The following is an 18,783-nucleotide window of genomic DNA, read 5'->3' on the forward strand; positions in this document are numbered from 1 at the left end:
CGACCTCGCGGCCGGAGGCTCTACCTCGGCGCGAGCGGCACCCGGTAGCGCACGACGCCCGCGTGCGGGTGGTCGACCACCCGGCCGCCGAGCTTCTCGATCAGCCCCGCCGACGCGGTGTTGCCCTCCTCGCACACGAGGTCGGCGTGGTCCATCCCGTGCTGGGTCGCGGCCACCTCCAGGACCCGCGCGAGCGCCCACGCCGCGTGCCCCCGCCCGCGGGCCCCGGGACGGACGCCGTAACCGATGTGGCCGTGGCGGGCGCCGTCGGGGTGGTCGGGGTGGCGCAGAGCGATGCCGCCGACGATGTCGGGCGCGCCGTCGTCGCCCACGACGACGATCCACCAGAGCGTCGCCGCCGGGGCGGAGCGCACCCGGCCCACCCAGTCCGCGAAGCCCGTCACGGACTCGACGTCGTCGTCGGGGCCGAGCCCGAACCCGTCCTCGTGGAGGCCGGGCCCCCAGTCGTCGTGGCCGGCGTGCCACTGCCGGGCGAGGCCGGTCGTGGGCGGCACGAGGCGGCGCTCCGGCTCGGGGGGCGGCGGGCGCGCGGTCACGTCGCGTCGCCCCAGCGCCCCGCCAGCCGGTCGGCGAGCTGCGCGCCGTCGGCGCCGTGCACCAGCGGCGCTCCCGCCTCCGGCCGCCCCCGCGACGGCCGCACGCGGGCCCGGGCGACCTGTCGGACGGCGATCGCCACCACCCGCCCCGGCCAGCGCGCCGACGCCCGCACGTACACGTCCTCGTCGAGCTGGCCGGCGTCGCCCACCAGCAGCCACCGCACGTCGGGGAAGGTGGTCATGAGGCGGTCCAGGCTGTCGCCCTTGTGCTGCGGCCCGCTGCGGAACCAGCCCGTCTGCGTGGGGCCCCAGTCCGTGAGGAGCAGCGGGCCGGGCGGGAAGCCGTGCCGGTCGAGGAACCGGGACAGCGTCCCGGCGGTGTTCCAGGCGCCGTTGGAGAGGTAGACGAACGGCGCGTCGGGGCGGTCCGCGGCGATGCGCCGGTACAGCTGCGCCATCCCCGGCACGGGGCGGCGCGCGCCCGCACGGCTGAAGAACGTGTTCCACGCCGCGACCAGCGGGCGCGGGACGGCCGTGATCATCGCCGTGTCGTCGATGTCGCTCACCACCCCGAACGACGCCGTGTCCGCCACGACCACGACGGGCGCGGCCGCCGCGACCCCGGTGCGCACGGCGGTGAGCGTCGCGTCGTGGCGCCCGGGGGCCAGGGGCTCGTCGTCGGGCAGCGGCACCTCGGCGTCCACGTAGCCCGCCCGGTCCGTCTCGACGACGACGTCCGCCCCTCCCACCACGACGCGCACCGGCTCGCCCGGCGCGGGCATCGTCAGGTAGCTGCGCAGGGGGCGTCGGGCGGCGTGGTCCACCGGGGACAGCGGGCCCGACGCCCGCGACGGCGGCACCAGCAGCACGCGCGCCAGCACGCGCACGTCGCGCGGCGTGCCGAGCCCGGTGTACGTGAGCAGGCGGGGAACCCACCCGCGGCGGCGCAGGAACGCCCCCGCCACCGCGCACCACCGGTCCTCGAGCACGGCGGCCAGGTGGGGCCGCTGCGTGGGTCGGGGGGTGGCGTGCTGGGTGGCGGGGGCGGACATGCTCCCGAGTCTCGCGGCCCGGGGGTGCCTGCGCGCGGCGTGGCTCAGGACTGCTTCACCGTGTCCTGCACGTAGGCGAACCACTGGTCCACGAACTGGTCCTCGGTGAGCTTGCCGTACTGGACCTCCTCGGACAGGCGCGCCATCTCGGCCTCGATCTCCCCGTAGCCCTCGACGGGCACCGGAGCCGGCTCCGTGACGTCGTCCTTCGCCGCGTCCTCGTAGGCGATGAGGCGGGAGTCGGGCGACCCGTCCTCGAGCGCCATCGCGTCCTTCTGCGCCTGCGTCGCGGGGACGCCCTTGCTGGTGCCGAAGATCTCGCCGACCCGCGGGTCGTTCGTCATGAAGTCGATGAGCGCGGCCGCCGCGTCCGGGTGCGACGAGCTGGCGGACGCCGAGAGCATGACGCCGGAGTGCCAGTACATCTTCTTGCCGTCGTCCCCGGTCGGGATGGGCAGCAGCTGCAGGTCGTCGCTGCCGAGCTCGGCCACGTAGTTGGGCATCAGGGTGTCCCAGTTCGCCTCGGCGACCACCTCGCGCGAGTTCAGGCCGGTCTTCGGCTCGAGCTGCGCCGCGCGCTTCGCCGGGAAGAAGACCTGGGCGTCGCGCAGCGGCGCCCACAGGTCGGCCCAGGCCTGCACGTCGTCCTTCGTGAAGGCGATCTGCCCGTCGTCGGTGAACGGCGCCCTGCCCTGCTGCACCAGCCACTGCAGGAACCAGGGGCTGTTCCCCGTCATGTCGCCGATCGGGTACACCTGCGGGTCGTGCTTCGCACCCGCCTCGGCGACGTCGGCGAACCAGGAGATCAGGTCGTCCCAGCCGTAGCCCTCGGCCGGGGGCTCCACGCCGAGCTCCTCGAGGAGCTTCGCGTTGTAGATGATCGACTGGGTGTTGAGGCTGACCGGGACGGCGTACGTCGTGCCCTCGATCTGGCCCGAGGCGAGGGCGGTGTCGTCCACGCCGTCGACGTCGAGGTTGACCCCGACCTGGCCGTCGAGCTCGGCGAGCTGGCCCGTCGCGCCGTACTGGCGCACGTAGCCTGCGTCCATCTGCACGACGTCCGGCAGCGCGCTGCCCGCCGCCTCCGTCGACCGGGCCGTCCAGTAGTCGTCCCAGGCCTGGAACTGGGTCTGGACGGTGATGTTCGGGTGGTCCTCCTCGAAGAGGTCGATCGCCTTCTCGTACTTCTCGGCGCGGTCGTCGTTGCCCCACCAGGCGAACGAGAGCGTGATGTCCTCGTCGGTGGAGACCGGCGCCGCCGGTCCGGCGTCGGCGCCCCCGTTGCCGCAGGCGGCGGTGAGACCGATCGTCAGGGCCACGGCGGCGACGGCGCCGCTGAGTCGTGCGAGCTTCATGGGTTCCTTCCGTCCCGCGGCGGTGCGGGATGTGGCTGGTCCGGTCGTCGTGCGGTGGGCCGGTGCTACTGGCCGCCCATGCCGGTCGTGGCGACGCCCTGCACGATGCGCCGCTGGAAGAGCATGAACACCACGAGCAGCGGCAGGGCGGCGATCATCGCCGACGCCATGTTCTGCGCGTACTGCACGCCGTAGGCGTTCTTCACGGTCGACAGGCCCACGGGCAGGGTCATGAACTGCGGGTCGGTCGTGACGATGAACGGCCACAGGAAGTTGTTCCACGCGCCGATGAACACGAAGATCGCGACCGCCACGAGGATCGACTTCGACAGCGGCAGCACGATCGTCCAGAAGAGCCGCCACGTGCCGGCGCCGTCGATGCGGGCGGCGTCGAGGAGCTCCGTGGGGATGGCGTCGAAGAACCGCTTGAGGATGAACACCATCACCGGGGCCACGACCTGCGGCAGCACGATGCCGGCGAACGTGTCGACCAGGCCCATCGCCTGCATCTGCTTGAACAGCGGCACGATGAGGATCTGGCCGGGCATCATGATCGACGCGACGGTGAGGAACTGCAGCAGGCCCCGGCCCTTGAACACGGTCTGCGAGAACGCGAACGCGGCCATCGCGGAGATCAGCACGGTCAGCGCTGTCACGAGGACGGCGACGACGAGGCTGTTCCACATCCAGCCCAGCAGCTCGCTGTTGCCGAGCACCTGGCGGTAGGCGTCGAGGGTCCAGCCCTGGCTGGGCCACCACGACGCGGGCAGCGCGGCCTCGGCCTCGTGCTTGAAGCTGGTGACGGCGCCCCACGCGAGGGGCAGCAGCCACAGCACGGCCATGACGACGAGGGCGGCGAGCGCGGCGGCCCGCACCCACGGGGACGGCCCGATCGTCAGCTTGGTGAGGGTGCGGTTCTCGGCCCGGGTCTGCTGCGCCGCCGACCGGCGCGCGGCGACCAGCGTGGAGACGGAACCCTGGGCGGACTCGGCGATGGCCACGTCAGGCCTCCTTCTTCGACGGCAGCAGCCGGACCAGCGTGAACACGAGGATCAGGGCGAAGAACACGTACGAGATGGCCGACGCGTACCCGAGGCGGTAGTTGGTGAAGCCCGTGTCGTAGACGTACTCGAGGATGGGCCGCGTGCTGCCGTTGGGGCCGCCGGCGGTGAGCAGGTAGATCTGGTCGAACACCTTGAGCGACGCGAGCAGCTGCAGCACCACGATCACGCCGGTGATGGTCTTCAGCTGCGGCAGCGTGATGGAGAACAGCCGCCGCCAGCCGCCGGCGCCGTCGATGGTCGCGGCCTCGTACTGCTGCTGCGGGATGCCCTGCAGCGCGGCCAGGTAGAGCAGGAAGTTGAACCCGACGGTCCACCACACGGTGACCAGCGCGATGGAGAACATCGCGACGTTCTCGTCGGTGAGCCAGCCGATCGGGCCCAGCCCGAGCTTGGCGATCCAGACGTCGAGCAGGCCGATCTCGGGCTGGAACAGCCAGCTCGCGAGGGACGACACGACGGCGCTGGTCAGCAGGAACGGCGCGAAGAACGACAGGCGCCACACCCACTGGCCGGGCAGGCCGGTGTGCACCAGCAGGGCCATGAGGAGCGCGACCAGGATGAGCGGCACGGTGCTGAGCACCGTGAACCACACGGTGTGCAGCAGCGTCTGCCACACCTGGGGGTCGCTGAAGGCCTCGATGTAGTTGTCGAAGCCGATGAACGAGCTGTCCGTGGCCGTGAGGCTCTGGTCGGTGAAGCTCATCCACAGGCCGTAGATCGTCGGCCACAGCAGGAAGAGCCCGGTCGCCGCCGCGAACGGGGCGATGAACAGGTACCCGGACCGGTCGCGTTCGCGCAGCGAGCTGCGGACGGTGCCGGCGGAGCCGCGGGTGCGGGTGCTCGACGGGCGCCGGGAGGGGCGCGCGACGGGGGCGCTCAGTGACGTGCTCGAGGCGGTCATCGTCGTCCTCTCTCTCAGGCGGGGCTGGGCTGCGAGAGGAAGCGGTTCATCTCGCTGAGCATGCGGTCGACGGCGGTCTTGGGGGACGCCTTGCCGGACAGGGTGTCGGTCATGGAGTCGCCCATGCGCGTCTGGAAGTCGCTGCCGCCGCCGGTGAACCAGGCGTCGGGGTCGAAGACCGCGATCTCGGCGGCGGGCGCGTAGTCGCGCTGCGGCGTGAGGTCCTGGTACTCGGGCGTCTGCACGACGGGCTGGTACGCCGGGATGTGGCCGGCGCCCGCCCAGGTGAGGCCCTCCTTGAGGAGGCCGGCGAGGACGCGGTACGTGGCCGCGCGCTTCTCCGGGTTCGCGTGGGCCTGCTTCGGCAGCACGAACGAGTGCGAGTCGGCGTAGTTGGCCGGCGTGTCGAAGATCGTCGGGAAGGGCGTGCCGCCGACGTCGGGGATCGCGTCCCGGAACATCGGCAGGTCCCACTCGCCGGAGAACATCAGCCCGGTGCGCTTCGACATGAACCGGCCGGAGGCGGCGCCGCCGTCCTGGTTCGTGGCCGCGACCTTGCCGTCCACCATCGCCTGGAGGAACTCGAACACCTCGGCGGCGGCCTGCTCGTCGATCTCGGCGGCCTTGCCCGGGGTGAGGTCGTAGCCGCCGCCGTTCTGGTTGTACAGGCCCCAGAACATCCGCCAGCAGCCGGCGGGGTCGCGCAGGTAGCCCCACGAGACGCCCGTCTCGCCCGTGACCTCCGCCATCGCGCGGCCGGCGTCCAGGAACGAGTCGGCGCCGGGCGCGATGTCGAGCTTGCCGTCGGCGTCGAGCAGGCCGGCCTTCCCGGTGATCTCCGGGTTGTTGAAGGCGATGTACGGGTGCGTGTCGAGCGGCAGCGCGTAGAGCTGGCCGTCGAACTGCGCCTTCTCCCACACCGCGGGCGCGAAGTCCTCCTGCGTGATGCCGAGGTCGGCGAGCGCGCCCAGGTCGAACGGCTCCAGCAGCCCGCCGGGCGCGTACCCGGCGAGACGCGACATGTGCATCACCGCGGCCTCGGGCGGGCGGCCGCCCGACGACGCCATCGCGAGCTTCGTGTAGTACGGCGCGCCCCAGGCGAGGGTCGTGGAGTCCACGGAGATGTCCGGGTTCTCGTTCGCGACCGCGCCGACCATCTTCTGCATGAGGGCGCCGTCGCCGCCGGAGAACAGGTCCCAGATCATCACGGACGTGCGGCCCGAGCCCGACGCCGTCGGCGTCGCGCACCCGGAGAGCGCGCCGCCCAGCGCGATCCCGCCGGCCCCGACGAGCGCGGCCTGGAGCAGGCCGCGGCGGCTCCATCGCGGGACGTCGTCCGCGGGACCACCCGTGCCGGACCGGGTACGTCGCCCGGGTGCGTGGCCCGGCCACGCTCCTCCCGGCGACGCTGAACTGCGCTGCATGGTCTTCATCGACCCTCCTTGGTGCAACGTTGCGCTCCAACGTGGGACCACGATGGACTAGGGCGGGCGACCCGTCAAGAGATCCAGCAAGGTTCATCGCGGGCCGCCGGAGGGAGACGTGGATGTCGGGACTCGAGGACGGCAAGGAGCGCGCGGGCACCGTTGCCCGGGGCCGCGGGTCGGGCCGGGTGGGGATCAAGGACGTCGCCGCGGAGGCGGGCGTCTCGTGGAAGACGGTGTCGAACGTCGTCAACGGGACGGGGCGCGTCGGGGACGACACGCGGGCGCGCGTCGAGGAGGTCATCGCGACCCTCGGCTACCGCCCGAACCTCGCCGGGCGGCAGCTGCGCCGGGGGCGCACCAACACCCTCGCCCTCGCGGTGCCGTGGGTGCACTCGCCGTACTTCTCGCTGCTGGCGCACATCGTCATCGACGTCGCGGGGCGGCGCGGCTACCGGGTCCTCATCGAGGAGACGCGCACCGAGCGCGACGCGGAGCTGCAGGTGGCACGCGGTTTCCAGGTGCACTCGATCGACGGGATCATCTTCTCGCCCCTCGCGCTCGGCCCCGCCGAGATCGCCGAGGTGCGCGGCGAGACGCCCATGGTGCTGCTCGGCGAGCGGGACGACCCGGGGCACGACCGGCGCTGGCGCACCGACCACGTGAGCATCGACAACGTCCGCGCGGCCCGGGAGGTGACGGAGCACCTGCTCGCCACCGGCCGCCGGCTGGCGTTCGTCGGCGCGGAGTCGGTGGCGGACCGCTCGGGCACCCCGCGGCTCCAGGGCTTCCGCGAGGCGCACGCGGCGCGGGGCCTGGACGTGGACCCGCGCTGGATCCTCCCCGTGCCGCAGTTCTCCCGCCCCGCGGGCGTGGCGGCGGTGGAGTCGGTGCTGCCCCGCATCAGCGAGGTCGGCGGCCTCGTCTGTGCCAACGACGAGCTCGCCCTGGGCGTCCTGCACGCGCTGCGCCTCAACGGGGTGCGGGTGCCCGAGGACGTCGCGGTCACCGGGTGGGACAACATCGAGGACGGGCGGTTCTCCCACCCCACCCTGACCACCGTGGCGCCGGACCTCGAGTCCATCGCGGAGGCGGCCGTGGAGCGCGTGATCGCGCAGGTCGAGCGCCGTTCGGAGGGCGCGGGGAGCGGGGACGTGGACGTCGTCGTCCCGCACCGGCTCCTGGTGCGCGAGAGCAGCCGGGTGGTGCCCGTCGACGACTGAGACGCACCAAATCCTGATTCAACGTTGCATCTTTTCGCGTTCCCCTGTTGAATCGGCGGCGCACTGTCATCCACGCGCAACGGAGCTCAACGATGTCCGTCCTCGATCGACTCGATCCTCCCTCCGCCCCCACCGGCGGCGAGATCCCCCGCCCCGAGTACCCGCGCCCGCAGGTGGTGCGCGACCGCTGGCTCAACCTCAACGGCTCGTGGGGGTTCGAGATCGACCCCGGTGACTCGGGCCTCGAGCGCGGCCTGCGCGAGCGCGCGCTCGACGGCACCATCACCGTGCCGTTCGCCCCCGAGTCCGAGCTCTCGGGGGTGGAGAACACCGACTTCCTCGAGGCGGTCTGGTACCGCCGCGAGGTGACCGTCCCCGCCGACTGGGAGGACGTCGCCGGGGCCGACACCCACGTGCTGCTGCACTTCGGCGCCGTCGACCACGACGCGACCGTGTGGGTGGACGGCACCGAGGTGGTGCGCCACCGCGGCGGGTTCACGCCGTTCACGGCCGACCTGTTCGGCGTGGCGGCGCCGGGCGACACGGTGACCGTCGTCGTGCGGGCCCGCGACCACCGCGGCATCCCGCAGGCGCGCGGCAAGCAGTCCGGCCTGTACGCCAACAAGGACTGCCACTACACGCGCACCACCGGCATCTGGCAGACCGTGTGGATGGAGCCGGTGCCGGGCGCCAGCCTGCGCCGCCCCCGCATCACGCCCGACCTCGCCGCCCGTGCCCTCGACGTGCGCGTGCCGCTCACGCAGAACCGCCGCGGCCACCACGTGGTCGTGACGGTGACCGACGCGGACGGCGTCGTCGCCACCGAGACCACGCGCGCGGACCTGGACCTGGCGCCCTCGCTGCGCGTCGTGATCCCCGTGGACCGGGTGCGCCCGTGGTCCACGCAGGACCCGCACCTGTACGGCGTCGAGGTGGAGCTGCACGACAGCGCGGGCGACGTCGTCGACTCCGTGCGCTCGTACGCCGGCCTGCGGTCCGTGGCGATCGAGGGCAAGGCGATCCGCATCAACGGGGAGCCCGTCTTCCAGCGCCTCGTGCTCGACCAGGGCTACTGGCCCGAGTCGCTCATGACGGCGCCGAGCGACGCCGCCCTGCTGCGCGACGTCGAGCTGGGCCTCGAGGCCGGCTTCAACGGCGCCCGCCTGCACCAGAAGGTGTTCGAGGAGCGCTACCTGTACCACGCGGACCGCCTCGGCTACCTCGTGTGGGGCGAGTTCGGCGACTGGGGCTCCGGCGACTTCGGCCGCAAGGACGACCACCAGAAGCCGACGACGTCCTACGTCGCCGAGTGGCTGGAGGCCCTGGAGCGCGACTTCTCCCACCCGTCGATCATCGGCTGGTGCCCGCTGAACGAGACGCACCAGCTGCTGCACGACCGGATCACGCAGCTCGACGACGTCACGCGCGCCATGTTCCTGGCGACGAAGCTCGCGGACCCCTCGCGCCCCGTGCTCGACGCCAGCGGCTACTCGCACCGGGTGCTCGAGACGGACGTGTGGGACTCCCACCACTACGAGCAGGAGCCCGAGGCGTTCGCCCGCGACATGGCCGGCCTGAAGACCGACCAGCCGTACGCGAACGTCTACGACGAGGGCCCGATCTCGCTGCCCTACAAGGGCCAGCCGTACTTCTGCAGCGAGTACGGCGGCATCTGGTGGAACCCGGAGGAGGCCGCGAAGGCCGCCGGCGACGACCGCAGCGAGTCGTGGGGGTACGGCCAGCGCGTGGCCGACGAGGAGGAGTTCCACACCCGGTTCGCCGGCCTCACCGACGCCCTGCTCGACGACCCGCTGATGTTCGGCTACTGCTACACGCAGCTCACCGACGTCTTCCAGGAGCAGAACGGCGTCTACCGCTTCGACCGCTCCGAGAAGCTCGACGTCGACAGGGTGCGCGCGGTGCAGGTGCGCCCCGCCGCCTTCGAGAAGGACGCCGACTGACACCAGGCACCTCGACGTAGCGATTCGGTCGTCTCCCGCCCCGGGAGGCGACCGAATCGCTGCGTCGGCACCCTGACGACAGCCCCACCGAGGAGACCCGATGACGCACCCCACCTCGTTCGCGACGTCCTTCGAGCCCGGCGACCCCGCGCCCCTGCCGACCCCGCGGCACGCGCCGCTGGTCGTGCGCGTGGGGGACGGCCCCGCGGCCGGCGCCACCCACAAGCACCGGGCGGGCTTCACCGGCCTGCACGCGCTCGGCTTCGCGGGCCTCCGGGAGGAGGCCGGTCCGGTCACGCACGTGCTGTTCCGCGGGCTCGGGGTCGAGGTGGGGCCGCGCACGCGGCTGAGCTACGTGGTGCTGCCGGACCTGCGCGGCGACCTGCGGTACCCGTCCACGTACGTCGCGCTCGACCTGGCGTTCACCGACGGCACGTTCCTCTCCGACCTGCCCGCCACCGACACCCACGGCACCGGGGCCACCGCCCGCGCCCAGGGCGAGGGCAAGATCCTCTACGCCGACCAGTGGAACTCCGTGCGGGTGGACGTCGGCGCGGTCGCCGCCGGCCGCACCGTGGACGCCGTCCTGCTGCGCTGCGACCCGCCCGAGGGCATGACCGACGCCGCCTTCTCCGGCTGGGTGGACGACGTCGCCCTCGTCGCGGAGCCCGCCGTCGCCGGCGGCACGGGTCTCGTCGCCCTCGTCGACACCCGCCGCGGCACGATGTCGAGCGGCCAGTTCTCGCGCGGCAACAACGCGCCCGCCACGGCCGTGCCGAACGGGTTCACGCTCTGGGTTCCCATGACCGACGCCGCCTCCCAGCGCTGGCTGTACGAGTACCACCGGGCCAACGACCACCGGAACCGGCCCGTGCTGCAGGGCTTCGGCGTCTCGCACCAGCCCAGCCCGTGGATGGGGGACCGCAACCAGCTCGTCGTGCAGCCGGCCGCCGGGCCGGGGGTCCCGACGGCCGCGCTGGGCGCCCGCGGCCTGCCGTTCGACCACGCCGACGAGACGGCCCGCCCCGACCTGTACGCCGTGACCTTCGCGGACGGCCTGACCCTCGCCGCCGCGCCCACCGACCACGGCGGCGTGCTGCGCTTCGGGTTCCCCGCCGGCACCCCGGGCGCCGCCGGGCACGTGCTGCTCGACACCGTCACGACGGCCGCCGGCGCGGCGCGCCTCGACGCGCACCCCGACGGCACGGTGACCGGCTGGGTCGACGACGGCAGCCCGCTGTCCGTGGGCCGCTCGCGCATGTTCGTGGCCGGCGTCTTCGACCGGACGCCGGTCGCCGTGGGCGCCGCAGCGGGCGACCGGCAGCACGCGCGGTACGCGAGCTTCGACACCTCGGGCCACGACGGGGAGGGCCTCGTCGTCGAGCTGCGCCTCGCGACGTCGTACCTGAGCCTCGACCAGGCGCGCCGCGCCCTCGACCAGGAGCTCGCCGGCCGGTCGTTCCCCGAGGTCCAGGACGCCGCGCGGGCGCTGTGGGAGGAGCGGCTCGGCGTCGTCGAGGTCGCCGGCGCCACCGACGACCAGCGCGTCACCCTGTACTCCAACCTCTACCGCCTGCACCTCTACCCGACCTCGCACACCGAGAACGCGGGCACGGTCGACGCCCCCGTGCGCCGGCACGCCAGCCCGGTCGCCCCGCCCGTCGGGCCGAGCACCGACACGGCCACCGGGGCGGCCGTCGTGGACGGCCCGATGATGGTCAACCACGGGTTCTGGGACACCTACCGCACCGCCTGGCCGGCGCTCGCGCTGCTGGACCCCCGGCGCACGGCCGAGCTCGCCGACGGGTTCGTGCAGCAGTACCGCGACGGCGGCTGGGTCTCCCGCTGGTCGTCACCGGGCTACGCCGACCTCATGACCGGCACCAGCTCCGACGTCGCGTTCGCGGACGCGTACCTCAAGGGTGCGCTGCCCACCGCCCTCGCCCTCGACGCCTACGACGCCGCGCTGAAGAACGCGACCGTCGCGCCCCCGCACGACGCCGTCGGCCGCAAGGGCCTGGAGACGTCCGCCTTCCTCGGCTTCACCCCCGCGACCACGCACGAGTCGGTCTCGTGGGGCCTCGAGGGCTGCCTCAACGACTTCGGCATCGGCACGATGGCGGCGGCGCTCGCGGAGGACCCGGCGACGCCGGACCACCGGCGCGCGGACCTGCGCGAGGAGTCCGCCTACCTGCTGGACCGCGCCGGCCAGTACGGGGCGCTGTTCGACCCGGAGGTCGCCTTCTTCCGCGCGCGCGGGGCCGACGGCGCGTTCACGCCCGCGGCGCGGCACTTCGACCCCGACGACTGGGGCGGGCCCTTCACCGAGACGAACGCCTGGAACTTCGCCTTCCACGCGCCGCACGACCCGCGCGGCCTGGCGAACCTCTACGGCGGCCCCGCGGGCCTGGAGGCGCGGCTCGACGAGTTCTTCTCCCGGCCCGAGGACGGCACCCACGTGGGCGGGTACGGGCAGGTCATCCACGAGATGACCGAGGCGCGAGACGTGCGGCTGGGGATGTGGGGCGTGAGCAACCAGCCCTCGCACCACGTGCCCTGGCTCTACACCGCGGTGGGCGCGCCGGCCAAGGCCCACCGGATCCTGCGCGAGGCCCTGCGCCGCCTCTTCGTCGGCAGCGAGATCGGCCAGGGCTACCCCGGCGACGAGGACAACGGCGAGATGTCCGCGTGGTGGCTGCTCGCCGCGATCGGCCTCTACCCGCTGCAGGTCGGCTCCCCGCGGTACGCGGTGGGGTCGCCGCTGTTCGACGAGGTCACGATCCACCGCCCCGACGGCGACCTGGTGGTCCGGACCGTGGGGAACTCGCTGGAGAACGTCCACGTGCAGTCCCTCACCGTGGACGGCGTGCCCCGCAGCGCGGCCTGGCTGGACCACGCCGACCTCGCCGGGGGCACCACCGTCGAGCTCGCCATGGGTCCCGAGCCGTCCGCCTGGGGCACGGGCCCCGACGACGCGCCGCCGTCGCTCACCGGCGGCGACGCGCCGCCCGCCCCGCTGGCCGACGTCACGCGGGCCGGCACCCTGCGGGTGGACGACGACGCGCAGGCCGACGGCGCGGGGAGGGTCGCCGAGCTCCTCGTCGACGACACGTCGGCCACCGCGGCCGTGTTCGCCTCCCGCACGCCGGTCGTCACGTGGTCGGCGCCGGCGGGGGAGCGGCCCGAGGTGCTGCGCTACACCCTCACCTCGGGCCCGGGCGGCGCCGCCCCGGCGGCCTGGCGGCTGGAGGGCTCCGACGACGAGGGCCCGGACGGCACGTGGACCGTGCTCGATGAGCGGTCGGGCGAGGTGTTCCGCTGGGCGCGGCAGACGCGCCCGTTCACCGTCGCGCGGCCGGGTCGGTACGGCGCGCTGCGGCTGGTGGTGACCGAGACCGACGGCCAGGGGCCGCTCACGCTCGCGCAGGTGGAGCTGCTCGCCGGAGGGCGGTAGGCCGCCGCAGGCCCGGCTACTTGTCCCAGGCGGCGGTCGGGGGGAGGCCGCGCGCCGCGCGCTCCTCGTTGAGCAGCGTCTCGACGAGGTCGCGCTTGGCCGCCGTGTACTCCCGGCCGTCGGTGAGCGTGGCGGCGAGGCGCGTCTTCAGCTCGCCGTACCGGCGGCGCGCGTCCGCGTCGTGCCGCAGCCTGTCGCGGAACAGCCGCTGCGGGCAGGTGTCCCACCCGTCGAAGGCGAAGACGTGCAGGATGTGGGTGCGCGCGCCGTCCGGCGACATCCGGACGTAGACCCCGTGGTTCGCGGGCCCGGACCGGAGCTGCCCGTACTCCAGCGGGGCGACCGCCTCCGCGAGGCCGCACGGGTCGGCGCCGGGCGCCGCGCGGGCGCCGAGGTCGAGGATCGGCTTCGCCACGAGGCCCGGCACGGCCGTGCTGCCGATGTGCTCCAGGTCGACGACGCGATCGCCCAGGTGCGCGCGCAGCCGGACGGCCTCCGCGCGGAACTCCTCCGCCCACTCGGGGCGGTGCTCCACCAGCCGGATCATCGGGCCGACCCTAGCGGCCGGGCGCCGTCCCCCGGAACCCGCGTGCCGCCTATCCCAGGGCCGACAGTCCGAACGCGGTGGCGAACCCGAGCACGGTGACCAGCCCCGTCACCGGCCCGCCGAACTCCGTGGCCTCGGGGATCATCGTGTCCACGAGCATGGTGAGCAGCGCGCCCGCGGCGAAGGACTGCACGATGGCGATGGTCGCCGGGTCGGCGGTGCCGAGCGCCGCGTACCCGACGCCCGCGGCGAGCGCGGAGACCAGGGTGGTGCCGCCCCACAGCAGGGCGAGGCGGGCGGTCGACGTGCCGGCCTGGCGCAGCCCCACGGTGGCGGCCATCGCCTCCGGCAGGTTGGAGACGAACACGGCCGCGAGCACCGCGATGCTCACGCCGCCGCCGCCGACCAGCGTGGAGCCCAGCACCACCGACTCCGGGATGCCGTCCAGCACCGTGCCCAGCGCGATCGCGCCGCCCGACCCCTCCGACTGGGCGCCGGTGGACCGCTTGCGGTCGACCCCGCCGCGCCGGTCGATGAGCAGGTCGCCCACGAAGAACGTCAGCGCGCCGGCTGCGAGACCCGCGAGCAGCACCCACCCGCTCGCGGCGCGCGACGCGTCCTCCACCAGGTCGTACGCGACCGCGCTGATGAGGACGCCGGCGCCGAACGCCATGATCAGGCCCGTGAGCCGCCGGCTCGGCGTGCGCCACAGCACCAGGGCGGCACCGATCAGCAGCGACGAGCTGCCCAGCAGGCCCCACCAGAACCCCAGCACCCGACCATTCGACCAGGTCAGGCGGCGGCATGCCCGTCGACGACCGGGCACGTGGCGAGATGGTCGTCCACCAGCCCGCACGCCTGCATGGCCGCGTACGCCGTCGTCGGCCCGAAGAAGCGGAAGCCCTCCTTCTTGAGCGCCTTCGCCAGCGCGACGGACTCGGGCGTGCTCGCGGGCACCACGTCCCACGCGCCGAGCCGGTGCTCGCGGGCCGGGGGAGCGAACGACCAGAACAGCTCGTCGAGCGTGCGCCCGTCGTCGTGCAGCGCGAGCACCGCCCGCGCGTTGCCGATCGTGGCCTCGATCTTCTGGCGGTTGCGGATGATGCGCGCGTCGCCGAGGAGCCGCTCCACGTCGTCGGGGCCGAGCGCCGCCACGCGCTCGGGCTCGAAGTCGAGGAACACCTCCCGGAACGCGGGCCGCTTGCGCAGCACGGTGATCCAGGACAGGCCGGACTGGAACCCCTCCAGCGCGATCCGTTCCAGCAGCGCGGCCTCGCCGTGCACGGGCACGCCCCACTCGGTGTCGTGGTACGCCTCGTACAGGGGGTCGCCGTCGCCGAAGCACCGGGCGGCGGGGGTGGTCGTCGTCATGCCCCCAGCGTGCACGCAGGGCCCGACACCCGCGGAGATCATCCACGGGTGCCGGGCCCTGTGCGCAGCCTCGGGGGCTACGACCGGCGCGGTGCCGTCCTCAGTCCGCCGCGGGCAGGACCCGCAGGGCGGTGAGCCCGGGGTCGCCCGTGCCCCACGAGGTGGTCAGCGCGACGTACCGGGCCGTCCGGGCGACGTCGAGCGTGCCCTCGGGCCGCCCGCCCCGGATCGTGCCGACGTCCGTGAACGTCAGCCCGTCGTCGCTCACGGAGACCACCGCGGACGGCGCCCCGCCGCGCTCCCACGACGCGACGACGCGCCCGACGGCGTGCGCGGCACCGAGGTCGGTGACCATCCGGCCGCCCGGGCCGGGCACCCAGGCCGTCGTGCCGTCGCCGTCGACCGCCGCCGAGGGCGACGTCATCCCCTCCGGCAGCACCGACGCGGGGAACGTGAGGGTGCTCAGCGCCAGGTCCGCCACCGGGAACGCGGTCGCCGCGCCGAACCGCAGCGGGGTGCCGGACGGCGTCGCGCCGACCGTGCGGGCGGTGCCGGTCTCGGCGTTCGTCACCGTCACGGGCACGCCCCGCCCGACGAGGGCGAACGTCCGCGCGTCGGCGGTGCGCACGGTGACCCCGGCCGGGGTGCCGCCGTCCCGCCGGGAGACGGTGGCCCGGGGTGCCCGCACCACGGCCTCGCCGGCGCCGACCTCGACGGTCAGCGCCGACGACGTCGCGCCGACCTCCTGCGTGCCCTGGTAGACCGCGACCGTCCCGCCGGCGTGCGGCACCGTGACGGAGCTCGTGACGTCGGCGTCGGTGAGGTTGAAGGCGACGAGGTAGCCGTCGACGACGCTGACGAGCAGGCCGGGGTCGTCGGCCGTCGGGACGGCGCGGTCGGCCTGCGCGGCCGTGGCGGCCGCGTCGCCGGGCACCATCTCCACGAGCCGCGGCCCGGTCGCACCGTCGGCGAGCCGCACCACGTGGCGGGTGTCGCTCGCCCGCGACACCGTGATCGGCGCGTCCGTGCCGCGCACGACGAACCCGGCCTCGCCCTCCACGTCGATCCAGGAGCCGTCGCTCGTGAGCACCTGGTCGCCCGTGTACCGGAAGGACGCGGCGTCGTGCCAGGTCCGGCCGTCGAGCGACGTCTGCACGCGGTACTCCTGGCCGGCGGCGGCCTCCCAGCCGAGCTGCACCTGGCCGACCTCGGTCGGGGCGCCGAGGTCCACCTGGACCCACGAGTCGGGGCGGGCCCGGTCGCCGACCGCCACCGCCCAGCGGGTCGTGGCCGACCCGTCCGTGACGGCGCTCGCGGGGTTCCCGCCGGCGGCGCTCGACGCCGTCGCCGGGCGCCCGGCGGCGACGTCCGTGCCGGCGGGGGAGAACGCCCGCAGGTGGTAGAGCGAGTAGCCGTACGCCGCGTCGCCGCGCACGCCCTGCATGCGCACGTAGCGGGCGGTGACCGGCGCGGGGTGGGCGGCGCCCTCGGGCGTGAGGTCCACCGTGTCGAGGCGGGCGACGTTCACGTCCGCCGGGGCCTTGCCGTAGGCGGTCGCCGTGGTCCACGTCTCGCCGTCGGCCGACGTCTGGACCAGGTAGCGCGCGCCGGCGCCGGCCTCCCACGCGAGGCGCACGGCACCGACGGTGCGCTCCTCGCCGAGGTCGACCTGCACCCACGAGTCGGGCCGGCTGCGCTCGGGCACCGAGACGGCCCAGCGCGTGGCCGGGGAGCCGTCGGTGACGCGCGCCGCGGTGCGGCCGTTCGCGGCGTCCTCGCTGGACGCCGTCGCGGTCCTGCCGGCCGCGAGGTCGGCGCCCGAGCCGTCGGCGCCGTACGCGTGGAACGCGTACATCGAGTAGCCGTACTGCGGGTGGCCCTGCTGGCCGAGCACGCGCACGTACCGCGCGGTCACGGGCGAGAACGCGAGGTCGTCGACCCGCGCGGCCCTCTCGTCGGCCGGGTCGGCGGGCCGGGTGACCGGCAGGCTCGCCGTCGTCTCGCCCTCCGCCGTCGTGTAGGTGCGCGAGCCGTCGAGGCCCGCGTACCCGTCCATGTCGAGGTTGCGCACGGACAGGCTCGCGTCGTCCGGCCCGGCCCCGGTCGAGGCGTAGAGCGCCGCCCCGGTCGGGAGGGTGGCCTGGCCGGCGTACCCGTCGCCGACCCGGAACACCGACGTGGTGCCCTCGAAGCCGTCCCGCGGCGCGGTGTAGGTGCGCACGCGGCGCTCGCCGACCGTCGCGCCGGTGGTGGGGTAGAGGTACGGCGTGGAGCCGGAGACGTGGAAGAGCCACGAGTCGTGCTGCGGCACCCAGGGGAACTTCACGAAGCCCTTGCGGCTCGACGCGGCCGCCCAGGCGTCGGCGGACTGCTGGACCGTCAGGCCCGGCCCGGCGCCGAAGTCGCGGACCCCGGCGAGGCGGTCGAAGAACTCGTCCTGCGGTGTCGGCTCCACGGGCCCGGCGGCGGACTCGGCCGCCTCGACGTGCAGCAGGTAGGAGATGGCGATCTCGGCGCGGGCCTCCGGCTCGTACTTGGGCTCGCCCGAGAACTTCGTCAGCCGGTTCACGGGGGCGTACGCCTGGTAGTCCTCGAGCGCGGCGGCGAGGTTCGCCTCCGCGCGCGCCGCGTCGGGGTCGCGCAGCACCTGGCCGAGGAACGCCATCGGGATGGCGTCGCGGCCGTAGAGGAACTCCCGGTCGGCGACCATCGGCATGAACGGCTCGCCGGCGTCCGCCATGACGAGCTTGATCGACTCCCACAGCTCCGCCGAGTTGGGCTGCCGGGTGAGGATCTCCGGCAGCGGCTCGTCGCGCAGCAGGAAGTGGATCGCGTTGCGCCCGCCCGACCGCCAGATGTCCGACTGGTAGTGCGGGCCGAAGGAGCCGTGGTTCTCCACGAGGTACGTGTCGTGGATCGTGTGCATCGTGTTGGTCGACACGGCCTTGCCCGCGACGACGGCGGGGTTGTTCCGGTCGGCGGTCGGCTGACCGGCGGCGTTGCGGCCCCAGTCGCCGAGCTGGTCGGCCCAGGTGGCGGCGTCCGGGTCGTCCGGCGCCCACGCGAGGCCCGGCGCGAGGGCCTGCGTGTAGACGCCGACCTCCTCCTGCGCGGTGTCGCCCTCGAACTTGCCGGTCGGCCAGTCGGCGTTCCACGAGCCCGACAGGGGGTCGTGCCCGAAGTCGAGGCCCGCGGTGTAGTCGGACTGGCCCGTCGCGATCGTCGTGAGGTTCGCCCGCGTCGTCGCGTCCAGCTCGTCCCAGAGCAACGTGCCGGCCGTGAGGAAGTACGACTGGAACGTGGAGTCCCAGAAGAGCTGCTTGCCCCAGGTGCCCGCCGGGTCGACGAGCCGGTTGGTCGCGGCGTAGTGCTCGATGGTGGCGACCGTGTGCTCGCGGAGCACGTCCTTCGAGACCCCCGCGAGCCGGGCGTCGTACTCGCCCCGGGTGAGCAGGACGGCGTTGCCCAGCACGACCGCGAAGTTCATGTCCTTCGCCTGGTAGACGCCCGCGGCGGGGTCCCAGACGGTCTCCGCCCAGCGGGTGTGCCGCAGCAGCGCGCCGTAGTAGTCGGCCGCGGTGGCGTCCGGCGCCCCGTAGGCCGGCGTCGCGTCCGGGGCGGAGGCGGTCGCACCGGCGAGGGGCGTGCCGGCGGCGGCCGGTCCCACGGCCAGGGAGGTGAGGAGGGCGCCGGCCGTGGCGGCGGCGGCCCACGCGGTCGCGCGCCGGCGTCGGGGGCCGCGAGCGGGGGCAGGTCTGGTGGTCATGGGAAACTCCCGGAGGTGGAAGACAGCGCTGTCGGCAACCGGGTGGAGAATAGCGCAGCCATGCCCTCGCGTGGCCGGGACCGTGCAGGTTCTCGATAAGGTCGTCGG

13 protein-coding genes are annotated in these 18,783 nt (G+C 74.2%); 3 read left to right on the top strand and 10 right to left on the bottom strand.

The features are described from left to right. Positions 1-20: 20 nt before the first annotated feature. From ACFU9A_RS02710 to ACFU9A_RS02735, 6 genes are all read right to left on the bottom strand, one after another. Positions 21-557 (bottom strand): GNAT family N-acetyltransferase, encoded by a 537-nt coding sequence (locus ACFU9A_RS02710; protein ID WP_430573719.1) that lies wholly within the window; start codon positions 555-557, stop codon positions 21-23. Beyond that, the gene (locus ACFU9A_RS02715; RefSeq protein WP_430573720.1) at positions 554-1,609 is read right to left on the bottom strand and encodes an App1 family protein; all 1,056 of its coding nucleotides are present in this window, start codon (positions 1,607-1,609) and stop codon (positions 554-556) included. The genes ACFU9A_RS02710 and ACFU9A_RS02715 overlap by 4 nt, the downstream gene beginning before the upstream one ends. A gap of 44 nt (positions 1,610-1,653) precedes the next feature. Next, a complete protein-coding gene (locus tag ACFU9A_RS02720; RefSeq protein WP_430573721.1) occupies positions 1,654-2,964 on the bottom strand; it encodes an ABC transporter substrate-binding protein in 1,311 nt (436 codons plus the stop codon). Positions 2,965-3,029: 65 nt separating this feature from the next. Next, positions 3,030-3,959, bottom strand: coding sequence for a carbohydrate ABC transporter permease (locus ACFU9A_RS02725; RefSeq protein ID WP_430575329.1), 930 nt, complete (start codon positions 3,957-3,959; stop codon positions 3,030-3,032). A gap of 7 nt (positions 3,960-3,966) precedes the next feature. Next, positions 3,967-4,929, bottom strand: coding sequence for a carbohydrate ABC transporter permease (locus tag ACFU9A_RS02730; RefSeq protein ID WP_430573722.1), 963 nt, complete (start codon positions 4,927-4,929; stop codon positions 3,967-3,969). Positions 4,930-4,943: 14 nt separating this feature from the next. Continuing rightward, on the bottom strand, positions 4,944-6,362 hold the full coding sequence (locus ACFU9A_RS02735; RefSeq protein WP_430573723.1) for an extracellular solute-binding protein: 1,419 nt from the start codon (positions 6,360-6,362) through the stop codon (positions 4,944-4,946). Between the two features lie 113 nt (positions 6,363-6,475). On the opposite strand from ACFU9A_RS02735, the gene ACFU9A_RS02740 reads away from it, so the two are divergent. From ACFU9A_RS02740 to ACFU9A_RS02750, 3 genes are all read left to right on the top strand, one after another. Further along, positions 6,476-7,576 carry a LacI family DNA-binding transcriptional regulator gene (locus tag ACFU9A_RS02740; RefSeq protein WP_430573724.1) on the top strand — a complete coding sequence of 367 codons (1,101 nt, stop codon included), beginning with the start codon at positions 6,476-6,478 and terminating at the stop codon, positions 7,574-7,576. Positions 7,577-7,668: 92 nt separating this feature from the next. After that, positions 7,669-9,537 (top strand): glycoside hydrolase family 2 protein, encoded by a 1,869-nt coding sequence (locus tag ACFU9A_RS02745; RefSeq protein WP_430573725.1) that lies wholly within the window; start codon positions 7,669-7,671, stop codon positions 9,535-9,537. 100 nt (positions 9,538-9,637) lie between these two features. Next, a complete protein-coding gene (locus tag ACFU9A_RS02750; RefSeq protein ID WP_430573726.1) occupies positions 9,638-12,991 on the top strand; it encodes a GH92 family glycosyl hydrolase in 3,354 nt (1,117 codons plus the stop codon). 16 nt (positions 12,992-13,007) lie between these two features. Here the strand turns inward: ACFU9A_RS02750 and ACFU9A_RS02755 are convergent, their stop codons facing one another. From ACFU9A_RS02755 to ACFU9A_RS02770, 4 genes are all read right to left on the bottom strand, one after another. Then, positions 13,008-13,538: a GrpB family protein gene (locus ACFU9A_RS02755; protein ID WP_430573727.1), complete on the bottom strand. Its 531-nt coding sequence runs from the start codon at positions 13,536-13,538 to the stop codon at positions 13,008-13,010. Positions 13,539-13,587: 49 nt separating this feature from the next. Further along, a complete protein-coding gene (locus tag ACFU9A_RS02760) occupies positions 13,588-14,313 on the bottom strand; it encodes a ZIP family metal transporter (RefSeq protein WP_430573728.1) in 726 nt (241 codons plus the stop codon). A 17-nt stretch (positions 14,314-14,330) separates the two neighbouring features. Further along, positions 14,331-14,909, bottom strand: coding sequence for a DNA-3-methyladenine glycosylase I (locus ACFU9A_RS02765; protein ID WP_430573729.1), 579 nt, complete (start codon positions 14,907-14,909; stop codon positions 14,331-14,333). A 100-nt stretch (positions 14,910-15,009) separates the two neighbouring features. Further along, the gene (locus tag ACFU9A_RS02770) at positions 15,010-18,675 is read right to left on the bottom strand and encodes a discoidin domain-containing protein (protein WP_430573730.1); all 3,666 of its coding nucleotides are present in this window, start codon (positions 18,673-18,675) and stop codon (positions 15,010-15,012) included. Positions 18,676-18,783 lie beyond the last annotated feature (108 nt).

The sequence above is a fragment of the Isoptericola sp. NPDC057653 genome, assembly GCF_042799955.1.
In the GTDB taxonomy this organism is placed as follows: domain Bacteria; phylum Actinomycetota; class Actinomycetes; order Actinomycetales; family Cellulomonadaceae; genus Isoptericola.

Bases quoted from the DNA above. Each gene is read 5' to 3' on its own strand.
- ACFU9A_RS02720 (WP_430573721.1), bottom strand. From the start codon at position 2,964: ATGAAGCTCGCACGACTCAGCGGCGCCGTCGCCGCCGTGGCCCTGACG.
- ACFU9A_RS02765 (WP_430573729.1), bottom strand. From the start codon at position 14,909: ATGACGACGACCACCCCCGCCGCCCGGTGCTTCGGCGACGGCGACCCC.
- ACFU9A_RS02730 (WP_430573722.1), bottom strand. From the start codon at position 4,929: ATGACCGCCTCGAGCACGTCACTGAGCGCCCCCGTCGCGCGCCCCTCC.
- ACFU9A_RS02755 (WP_430573727.1), bottom strand. From the start codon at position 13,538: ATGATCCGGCTGGTGGAGCACCGCCCCGAGTGGGCGGAGGAGTTCCGC.
- ACFU9A_RS02715 (WP_430573720.1), bottom strand. From the start codon at position 1,609: ATGTCCGCCCCCGCCACCCAGCACGCCACCCCCCGACCCACGCAGCGG.
- ACFU9A_RS02745 (WP_430573725.1), top strand. From the start codon at position 7,669: ATGTCCGTCCTCGATCGACTCGATCCTCCCTCCGCCCCCACCGGCGGC.
- ACFU9A_RS02735 (WP_430573723.1), bottom strand. From the start codon at position 6,362: ATGAAGACCATGCAGCGCAGTTCAGCGTCGCCGGGAGGAGCGTGGCCG.
- ACFU9A_RS02750 (WP_430573726.1), top strand. From the start codon at position 9,638: ATGACGCACCCCACCTCGTTCGCGACGTCCTTCGAGCCCGGCGACCCC.
- ACFU9A_RS02770 (WP_430573730.1), bottom strand. From the start codon at position 18,675: ATGACCACCAGACCTGCCCCCGCTCGCGGCCCCCGACGCCGGCGCGCG.
- ACFU9A_RS02740 (WP_430573724.1), top strand. From the start codon at position 6,476: ATGTCGGGACTCGAGGACGGCAAGGAGCGCGCGGGCACCGTTGCCCGG.